The organism is Pedobacter sp. 01N416 (assembly GCF_056399685.1).
In genome coordinates, this window is the sequence record NZ_JBFTRT010000118.1 from 1 (window position 1) to 10,574 (window position 10,574).

Here is a 10,574-nt window from a genome sequence, read left to right on the forward strand (position 1 = left end):
CCCATAGAGTACAATATCTGCTATTACCGCAACGATTGGTTTACTTATAGTATTGAGATTAAGCGTTCGGTGTAAAATGGCAAACAATAAAAAAATTGGGATCGACGTAGGAGGAAGTCACGTCACGGTAAGTGCGATAGATGTAAATAACCCATTGCTGGCATCTTTGCGGCTGGTAAGAAAGGATCTCGATGCTTTGGATACAGGTTTTAATATTGTAGCCACTATTGGTAATGGGATTAGAGAAGTGCTGGAAGAAGGAATTACGCCCGATGCTGTTGGAATTGCTTTTCCCGGACCTTTTGATTWTGAGAAAGGTGTTAGTACCATAGCAGGTGTAGGTGGAAAATTTGAACAGACATTCGGAATTCATTTGCAGCAGGCCCTGGCAGATTTTACCGGCCTAAGCAATACGCCGTTTGTTTTTTCAAACGATGCACATTGTTTTGCTGAGGGGACCTATAACCGCTACCAACTGAATAGTAAAAAGACAGTTTTTTTAACACTGGGAACTGGTTTTGGCTCTGCCTTTATGGAAAATGGAGCCTTGCTTACTAGCGATCCCTCATTACCGGTTTCGGGCGCTTTTTACGATGAGCCTTTTCTCGATGCCAAAGCCGATGATTATTTTTCGGTGCGCTGGTTTTTAAATGAATACAAAACATTATGTGGTAAACAGGCAGCATCTGTAAAAGATATAGCATTAATGAACACAGATCTTTCACGTTCTATTTTCGAGCGATTCGGCACCAACCTCGGCGCTTTTTTACAGACCTGGTTAGCGCGGTTCGGATGTGATGAACTGGTTATTGGCGGCAACATTGCAAAAGCCAGTTCACTGTTTGTTACGCCACTGAAAGAAAGCTTAAAACACCTGAATAAAACAATAAAAATTACTTTCTGCGGTGATACCGAAGAATGCATCTTAAGGGGAGCCGCGGTTATTGCGGGCAAAAAAACAAATATTTACATGGATACTGATCAGAAATTAAAAAGAGAAACAAGTCAACCCGTTTTACCCTTAAGTGCTATTGTAGCTAACGGTCCGGGTTATAATGTTTTTCCATCATTTCATTCAGACGCTCAGGTTTACGCTGGTTTTGATACGCTGGCCGATAAAATAGATCAGGAGAAAACGATCATCATTGATGGTTTTGAAGGCGTTTTATGGGAGGATTTCAGGACACAGTTACATGCATGTTTGCTTTCGAAAAACAGAAAAGTATTCTGGTACGATATCAATTCTTGCCTCAAACCTACTCAGGAGATCGAAGCGATGGTGAGTGCCAATTTAAATGGTGCCGATCCGGTTTTTGGAGATAAATACCAGGGCGGTCTGTCTGATTTTTTTGATGTGCAAAAATTGAAGATGTTACAGCCCGATCCATCTGTTGATCTGTGCATTCTCTATGGAACGGGCGCCGGACTGGCCAATTGGAAAGGGCCATTGTTATATGTAGACCTGCCCAAAAATGAAATTCAATATAGGATGAGGGCCGGTGTGGCGAAAAATATCGGCTGTACAGATCGCGCTGATAATACCCAGATGTATAAACGGGCATATTTTGTGGATTGGCCTGTGTTGAACAAACATAAACAGCAGTTGCTTTCCAAAATGGATATAATTGTTGATGAACAGYGCACGACTGAAATTACATGGATGCATGGTGATGATTTTAGGAATACTTTGCACAAAATGCTCGAACAGCCGCTTCGCGCAAGGCCTTGGTTTGAAGCGGGCATTTGGGGCGGGAACTGGATGAAAAAGCATATCAAAGGACTTAATCAGGAAGAAATAAACTACGCCTGGTCTTTTGAACTGATCACTCCCGAAAATGGAATTGTTATCGAAGGTAATCACTATCTACTCGAAGTCTCATTCGATTTTCTGTTGTTTTATAATAATACGAAACTTTTAGGAAAAGCAGCCCCAAGGTTTGGAACTGAATTCCCGATCCGTTTTGATTTTCTAGATACCTATGATGGCGGAAATCTTTCGATTCAATGCCATCCGCGTACGGCCTATATCAAAGAGAATTTTGGTGAAAATTTTACACAGGATGAAACCTATTACATTCTCGATTGTGAACCCGACGCCGAAGTTTATCTGGGTTTTCAGGAAGATATTAATCCTGAAGAGTTTAAAACTGCTTTACTGGATGCACAAAACCAGGGCATTAAAATGGATGCCGAAAAATACGTGCAGAAATTTAATGCACAAAAACACGATCTGTTTCTCATTCCAAATGGAACGGTCCATGCATCTGGAAAGAATAATATGGTGCTGGAGATCAGCAGTACGCCATACATTTTCACTTTCAAAATGTACGATTGGTTGCGATTGGGCTTAAACGGTAAACCTAGACCCATTAATATAGAACACGCTTTTAAGAATCTTTATTTCGATCGAAAGGGCGATTACGTTCCGCAAGAGCTAATTTCTAAACAACAGGTATCAACCGAATGGAATGGAGGAAGGAAAGTATCACTTTCAACACATAAGGAGCATTTTTACGCGGTAGACCGATATGAGTTTGTTGGAGAAACAGTTATTGCCACAAATGGACAATGCCACATCTGCATGCTGGTTGAAGGTGAATCGATAGCGGTGATTGTCGGTGATAAAACCAGTCAGTTCAGTTATGCTGAAACATTTGTAATACCTGCAGCAGTAACAGAATATACTGTTCGGTACTCAGGAACGCAAAAAGCCTTTTTGGTAGTTGCCTATGTAAAAGAAGATTGTTGTTGAACCTAACCAAATAACTAAATAAAAACAGCCAAATAACCAAACATTATGAGAAAACAAGAAACAAATTATTTTATCTTCCTGATAACGCTTATTGCAGCATTAGGAGGTTTTTTATTCGGTTTTGATATGGCCGTCGTCAGCGGTATTATCGAGCCTTTAAAGTCGCAGTATGGATTGTCATCCGCACAGGAGGGACTGTTTGTGTCATGCGCTTTGCTGGGCTGTATTGTCGGAGTATCCTTTTCGGGTTACCTCAGCGATAAAGTTGGGAGAAGAAAGGTATTGTTTGTCTCCGCCATATTATTTTTAATCAGTGCCATTGGTTTCGCATTTTCAGAAGCCTATCCTGTATTAATTTTCTTCCGCGTTTTGGCCGGTATGGGAGTTGGTGTGGCCTCTAATGTATCTCCACTTTATATTTCTGAAGTAGCACCTTCGCAAAAAAGAGGTCGTTTAGTCGTTTTTTATCAGCTGGCCATTACCATAGGAATTTTAGCGGCTTACATCAGTAATTTATTTTTGCAACGTTACGCCACAGCCAATGCAGGTGCCGGCGAGGGCGTGCTGCACTGGTTATTTGTTGAAAACGTTTGGCGCGGAATGTTTATCGTTGGGGTTATTCCGGCAGCAGCATTTTGTTTGTTGTTGTTAATCGTGCCCGAAAGCCCGCGCTGGCTGGTACAATACGGCAGAAATGAAGAGGCTTTAAACACCCTAATTAAAATAAACGGAAGCGAAACAGGTCGTTTAGAACTCGATTCCATTAAAGAAATGGCCAGTCAAAAATCTGGCGGTTATAAAGAATTGATGCGTTTGCCCTTAAGTAAACTGTTGGCACTGGCAACCATTCTTACAGCCTTATCGCAGTTCAGCGGAATTAACGGGGTGATTTTTTATGGTCCTACCATTTTAAAATCAGCAGGTATTGTTACCAGCGATGCCTTATTTTATCAGGTAATTTTGGGATCGGCCAATGTGCTTTTTACATTTATCGCCATTTCAAAAGTAGATACCTGGGGACGCAGACCCTTATATATCATCGGCTCATTGTGTGCAGCAGGGGCTTTGGCTTTAACAGGGGTTTGCTTTTTAATGAATATCACCGGGTGGTTCATGTTATTTAGTATTATTCTGTTTCTACTATTCTTTGCATTCTCGCTAGGGCCATTAAAATTTGTCATCTCCACAGAAATATTCCCCACCCACATCAGAGGAACAGCTTTGTCGATGTGTATTATGACCATGTGGGTTTCAGATTGGGTTGTAAACATGTTATTCCCCATTATGAGAGATGGGTTGGGTATCGCAACCACCTTTTTTATCTTCTCTTTCTTCTGTATCCTTTCCTTTTTGTATGCCAAGAAGAAATTGTTTGAAACCAAAGGCAAAAGCCTGGAAGAAATTGAAAAAGCCTGGAATTCAGAAATAAAATAGATCATGAAAGTACAATTCTATTACCCACGCTGGGGTTCCGAAAATATCAATTGGGATGAGTTTTGCCGAAAGGTAAAAGCGGCAGGATACGATGGTGTTGAGGCTCCTGTTTCTGAAAATTCAGATGAGCAAAGTATAATGATAACTGCACTGAAAAAACATAGTCTGTTTTTGATTGCGCAATATTACCAATCTTTCGAAAAGGATTTTGAAGCACATAAAGCGAGTTATACAAAATATTTACGCTTTTATGCTTCGGTAAAACCAGTAAAAATAAATACACAAACGGGGAAAGATTATTTCAGTTTTGAGCAGAATGCCGAACTGTTTGCTATTGCCAATGCAATTACCCAGGAAACCGGAATTACGATTTGCCATGAAACGCACCGTAACAAAGCATTGTTTGCAGCACATGTAACACATGATTTTTTAAAAAGACTTCCGGATTTAAAAATAACAGCCGATTTTTCTCATTGGTGTAATGTAGCCGAAAGTTTATTGGAAGATCAGCAGGAGGCGCTTGCACTGGCATGTAAACAGGTAGAGCATCTCCATTCAAGAGTAGGCCATTCGCAGAGTGCACAGGTAATAGATCCGCGCTTGCCAGAGTTTACAACCGAATTGAATGTTCATTTGAACTGGTGGGATGCCATTGTAAAAGCATATCAGGATGGTAAACAGGAGGTGTTAACAATTACCACTGAATTTGGTCCTGCTCCATATATGGTGCATTTACCCACAACCAATATGCCAGTAGCCAATCAGTGGGATATCAATTTGTATATGATGCAGTTACTGAAAGAGAGATATTGTAAATAAGAAGGGCATGTTCTTAAATTATAAAATGTGTTTGATATAACAGTTAAGCTTTTATGAAACAAAAAATACAGATGCTTTTTGTTGTGATGTTATTCACAACAATCGCAGTTGCTCAAGATCAGAAGAAAAATAATCAGGAAATTTCGAAGGTAACGGATGTGTGGGTGGTATTTAAAACCCACTTTGATTTAGGCTTCACTGATCTGCCCGAAAATGTTTTTAAACGTTACCGGGAAGAGATGATGGATAAAGCTTTAGGTGTAATAGAAAAAAACACAACCCAGCCCAAAGAAAAGCAATTTGCATGGACGGTTCCTGGCTGGCCATTACAGGCTCAGATATTGGGCCCTTTGCAAGATGCTGATCGTAAAGCAAGGATAGGAAAAGCGATCAAAGATGGGACAATTGTGGTACACGGACTTCCATTTACCACCCATACCGAATCATTGGATTATGAAGATCTGGTCCGCGGACTTGGTTATTCATCACAAATTAACAGAACTTACGGACTTCCACTAACCATCAGCGCGAAAATGACTGATGTGCCAAGCCATTCCTGGGTATTGCCTACTTTACTGAATCATGCAGGCATAAAATTCTTGCAATTAGGCTGTAATCCGGCAAGCCAGTACCCAAGATTTCCTGAGCTTTTCTGGTGGGAAGGTGCCGATGGCTCGAAGATATTGTGTAACTACACGGCTTTGTACGGTTCTGATATTAAACCCACCAAAAATTGGCCAAGCAGGAATTATCTGGCCATGCAAATGACCGGAGATAACCACGGGCCACCCTCTGAGAAAGAAATTGATAAATTGTTAACCTATGCAAAAAAGGAGATGCCGGGAGTGAGAATCCATTTCGGAACCCTTGACGATTTTGCAAAAGCAGTTTTGGCTGAAAACCCCAAGCTGCCTACGGTTAAAGGCGATACGCCAGATACCTGGATTCAGGGATTACTTTCAAATCCGCAGGAAACAAAGATTGCACGAAATATACGTCCATTAGAATCAGTGCTCGATGGACTACATACACAAATGGGAATTTGGGGTATAGCAAGTGGATCTATTTCCGGAAAACTTGCAAAATCTTACGAACAAAGCCTGTTGTATGCCGAACATACATGGGGTATGAATGCAGAGTATGGCCCGCGTTACAGTTATGGTGATGATTGGAAAAAATGGTTGGCAGAAGCTGAAGCAGAACCTATTCCCGAAAATGGCGATTATTCGAAACTAAAAAATAGCGATTCGAGAAATACAAAACTAGGAAGTAAAAGAAAATGGTTGAATTCGTACGACAAAAAACGTGAGTATATCCTGAATACAAACAAAATTGTAGGGGATGAATTAAAAGCTCACCTTAATCTGCTTGCAAAGTCGGTAAATGTAGCTGGAAAACGTTTAGTCGTTTATAATCCCTTACCCTGGAAAAGATCAGCGATCATTGAAAACCCATGGGAAAAGGGCAAATCTTTTTATGTTAAAGAAATAGAAGCCTCTGGTTATGTTTCTTATGCTCAAAATGATTTAAAAGAATTAACCCTTACAAGTGATACGCAATCTTCGTTTAGTACACCTTATTTTAAGATTATTTTCGACTTAAACAGGGGTGGGATAGCTTCATTGATAGAAAAAAAGACAGGCCGAGAATTAGTTGATCAATCATCAAAATATGCCATCGGTCAGTTTCTGCATGAACGCTTCAGTACAAAGGAAGTAGATCAATGGTTTAATGCCTACAGCAGGGTAAAAGACGGTTGGGGCTTAAATGATCTCGGTAAACCTGGAATGATCAATGCTGAAAAAGCGCCCTATTTAACTTTTACACCAAATGATTGGAAAATTTCTGTGTCTCATTCAGATATTGAAGATGTTGCAACTTTAACTGCTGTTGATCCTAAAGGTTTTGCTAAACATTATACCTTAACATTTACTTTTCCACGTAATTCGGCTTACGTAGATGTAGAATGGTTTGTTGATGGTAAAACACCTGATAAACAGCCAGAAGGAGGCTGGCTTTGTTTCCCATTCGCGGTTAAGCAGCCTACCTTTACAGTTGGTCGTTTGGGTGGCCCGGTAAATCCTGCCACAGACATTATTCAGGGAACCAACAAATATTTGATGGCCGTAAATTCCGGTGTTTCAATTACTGCATCAGATAAATCTGGGGTTGCGCTATCTCCAATGGATTCTCCATTGATTAGCCTGGGAGAACCAGGTTTATGGAAGTTTTCTTTAGATCATGAACCTAAAATACCATCGGTATTTGTCAATGTTTACAATAACATGTGGAATACCAATTTTCCATTATGGCAAGAGGGTACATGGAGTGAAAAAGTTCGTATATGGGCAGTTGATAAGCAGACCTCAACGGTACCAAACCTGGTTCAAAACTCATGGGAAGCCCGTTTGCCATTGTTGACAGGAATTGCTGAAGGAGAAGCAGGGAAATTGGCGGGGAAAAAGGATGGCTTGGCTATTTCACGTGGTAGTGTGCTGGTAACTGCTTTTGGCGAAAATCCCGATGGAAACGGAACTGTTTTGCGGCTGTGGGAGCAGGGAGGCCTTTCGGGAAATGTTACCGTCACTTTGCCCAAAGGATCAGCTTATACTAAAGCCACGCCGGTAAATCTTCGTGGTGAAGTAAAAGGAAAACAACTTTCCGTTTCCAATAGCAAACTCACTTTTCCATTGAACAGATATGCTCCTGCCAGCTTTATACTGAAATAAAAGCAGGCCGATATATAAGTATAAAAACAAAAAAAGCTGAGACATCATGTCTACTAAAAGAAGATGTTTTAAATCAAATAATAACTTTTTTATAAAGCTTTAAAAACAACGATTATGGGAAATTTAATTTTTTCTGAAGATTTAGCCGATTATAGCCATCCGATCAGTACCATGTTTGTCCAGCCACAGACGGCAAAGGAGTGGGAACAATACATGTTAACCGAAGAACAGATTGCTTCTTTTAAAAAGGATGGTTTTGTTAAAGGGATTAAAATTCTATCTGAAGAACAGGTAGATCTGCTCAATGCAGAACTTGTAAAATTACAATCATTAAGCGAAGAAAATAAAAAACTATTTTACCACTATGAAAGCAATGAATCCGAAGACCCTAACAAAGTACTCTTTCATGCAATCGGTGCCTGGCGTTTAACATCAGGATTTCATGATTTGTTATGGGCGCCTGCATTTCGCATGGCAGCTTACCAATTGTTGGGTCAGTCTTTTAGGATTTTTCACGACCAGCTGTTCTGCAAGCCTGCTAAACACGGCGGGGTAGTGGCATGGCACCAGGATTTTTCCTACTGGACATTTACCAAACCCATGCACCACCTCACCTGTTGGATCGGATTGGATGATGCCAATACCGAAAACGGTTGCCTCTACTTTGTTCCGGGAAGCCACAACTGGGGTTTACTTCCTATTACCGGGTTAACCGGAGATATGGATGCCGTAAGAGAAATATTAAATCAAGAACAATTGGAGGCCTTTGAAAAGCGGGTACCTAACGAACTGCCAAAAGGTTTTGCCAGTTTTCATCATCCGCTTACCATGCATGGCTCTTATGCCAATACTTCCGACCGGCCGAGAAGGGCAACAGTCCTAAATACAATGAGTTACCATACGCTTGGAAACACGGCGGGCTATCATAGACAAGAAGCCCTAAGCAGCTTTCCTCCAATGCCTCAGGATCAACAGCTTGATGGGAAGTTTTTTCCCCTTTTATTTGATGGAGATAAGGAATTAGATGCTTTCGGAAAAACAATCCCTAAAGTCGATTATAAGAAGTTGTACGATTTGTAATAGTAAATAATTCGAGCGATTCCTGTCCCCTTAAAAATGAAATTTCTAACCAAATCATAAAAAAAATGAAACATTTCGTTTTTGCTTTATTCATGCTTTTACTTGTAAGTACTTGCGTGGTTGGGCAAACAAACACTAGCGTAAAAGAAGTAATTGTTGTATTTAAAACACATTTTGATATTGGTTATACCGATTGGTCAGACAACGTTCGCTACAATTACGCTAATTCGATGATCACAAGTGCTTTGAATACCGTTGATCAGTCAAAAGATTTGCCAAAAGACCAACAATTTAAATGGACGATTTCAGGCTGGCCGATGAAAGAAATCCTTGCAAAAGCAACACCTGATGTTAAAACAAGAGTTGAAAAAGCCATAAAAGATGGGCGCTTTTTTGTTCATGCCCTGCCTTTTTCTATGGAAACCGAATCTAGTGATTTAGAACCGCTGGTACAATCGTTGGGATATGCTTCAAAAATAAGCAAAGAAGCAGGTTTGCCGCTACCAATAGATGCGAAAATGTCAGATGTGCCAAGCCATTCCTGGATTATGCCTACCCTGTTGAATAATGCAGGAGTTAAATTTCTGCATATTGGCTGCAATCCCGCATCAAGATCACCAGAAGTTCCCTTATTGTTCTGGTGGGAAGGTCCCGACAAATCAAAGTTGATGACTTTTTACTATGGTGAATATTACGGAACAAGTCCTGCGCCTCCAAAAGACTGGACGCATAAAACCTGGTTGGCTATCGTTCAGACTAATGACAACAGCGGCGCGCCAACTTACAAAGAATTTAGGGAAGCAGTAGCCAATATTGAAAAACTAAATCCGGGTGCAAAAGTGCGCGTAGGCAGTATGGCCGATTTTTACACCACAATTGCCAAAGAAAAACCAAAGCTGATTACCGTAAGAGGCGACATGCCTGATACCTGGATTCATGGTTATATGTCGATGCCGCGTGAAATGAAATCGAGTAGGGCCCTGAGCAAATCGACTTTAAATCTGGAAGCATTCAGTACCCTTTCTGCTATCTGGGGAAGAAAACCAGAAGAACCCATCAATACAATCGTTGATCAGTCATTAGAGAATATTAACCTTTTTGATGAACATACCTGGGGTTTGGCAATGAGCCACGGCAATTCTGGTTATTGGGCCTATGGCAATGAGTTTGAAAAACTACGCGCAAAAGGATACTATGACGCAATTGAGTATTCCTGGAAAGAGAAAGGGAATTATATTACTGGTTCAGAAAAACTAATTCTTCCAACTTTTAACAGAGAGATGAAGCGTTTGGCTGCTGCTGTAAATGTAGCAGGAAACCGTATCGTGGTTTACAACCCACTTCCATGGGAACGTAATGATTTAGTAACCCTTCAAACTGGCACAAATTTCAAAAAGACGTTGAAAAATGTAGCTACAGGGGAGCTGGTTCCGATTGTCAGAAATAAAAATATTCTTCAGTTCCAGGCCAATCGTATCCCGGCGATGGGTTACAGTACTTTCGTTTCATCTGATGAGGAAGCAGTAATTCCAAAATCGAATCTTTCACTGGATACGGAAAACGCAATGATGGAGAACGAATTTTTTAAAATCACCTTCGACAAACAAAGTGGTACGATCAAATCGTTGATTGACAAAAAATCGAAGAAAGAGATGGTTAATGAGAATTCGGAATACAAATTCGGACAGTACATGAACGAACATTTTTCAAAAGTTCAAACCGACAAGTATGCTAAAGATTATATTAAGGCAGGTTGGAAC

The 10,574-nt window shown here is 40.5% G+C and carries 6 protein-coding genes; all 6 read left to right on the plus strand.

What is annotated here, in order from left to right; genetic code table 11:
* The first annotated feature begins 76 nt into the window (after positions 1-76).
* The gene (locus tag AC1DND_RS08670) at positions 77-2,752 is read left to right on the plus strand and encodes an ROK family protein (RefSeq protein WP_477580815.1); all 2,676 of its coding nucleotides are present in this window, start codon (positions 77-79) and stop codon (positions 2,750-2,752) included.
* A gap of 45 nt (positions 2,753-2,797) precedes the next feature.
* Positions 2,798-4,186: a sugar porter family MFS transporter gene (locus tag AC1DND_RS08675; RefSeq protein WP_477580817.1), complete on the plus strand. Its 1,389-nt coding sequence runs from the start codon at positions 2,798-2,800 to the stop codon at positions 4,184-4,186.
* Positions 4,187-4,189: 3 nt separating this feature from the next.
* Positions 4,190-5,005, plus strand: coding sequence for a sugar phosphate isomerase/epimerase family protein (locus AC1DND_RS08680; RefSeq protein WP_477580819.1), 816 nt, complete (start codon positions 4,190-4,192; stop codon positions 5,003-5,005).
* A gap of 53 nt (positions 5,006-5,058) precedes the next feature.
* Positions 5,059-7,734 (plus strand): glycoside hydrolase family 38 N-terminal domain-containing protein, encoded by a 2,676-nt coding sequence (locus AC1DND_RS08685; RefSeq protein ID WP_477580821.1) that lies wholly within the window; start codon positions 5,059-5,061, stop codon positions 7,732-7,734.
* 114 nt (positions 7,735-7,848) lie between these two features.
* Positions 7,849-8,814, plus strand: a complete 966-nt coding sequence (locus tag AC1DND_RS08690) for a phytanoyl-CoA dioxygenase family protein (RefSeq protein WP_477580823.1) — start codon at positions 7,849-7,851, stop codon at positions 8,812-8,814.
* A gap of 65 nt (positions 8,815-8,879) precedes the next feature.
* Positions 8,880-10,574 (plus strand): glycoside hydrolase family 38 N-terminal domain-containing protein (locus AC1DND_RS08695; protein WP_477580825.1); only part of this gene is annotated, 1,695 nt, incomplete at its 3' end.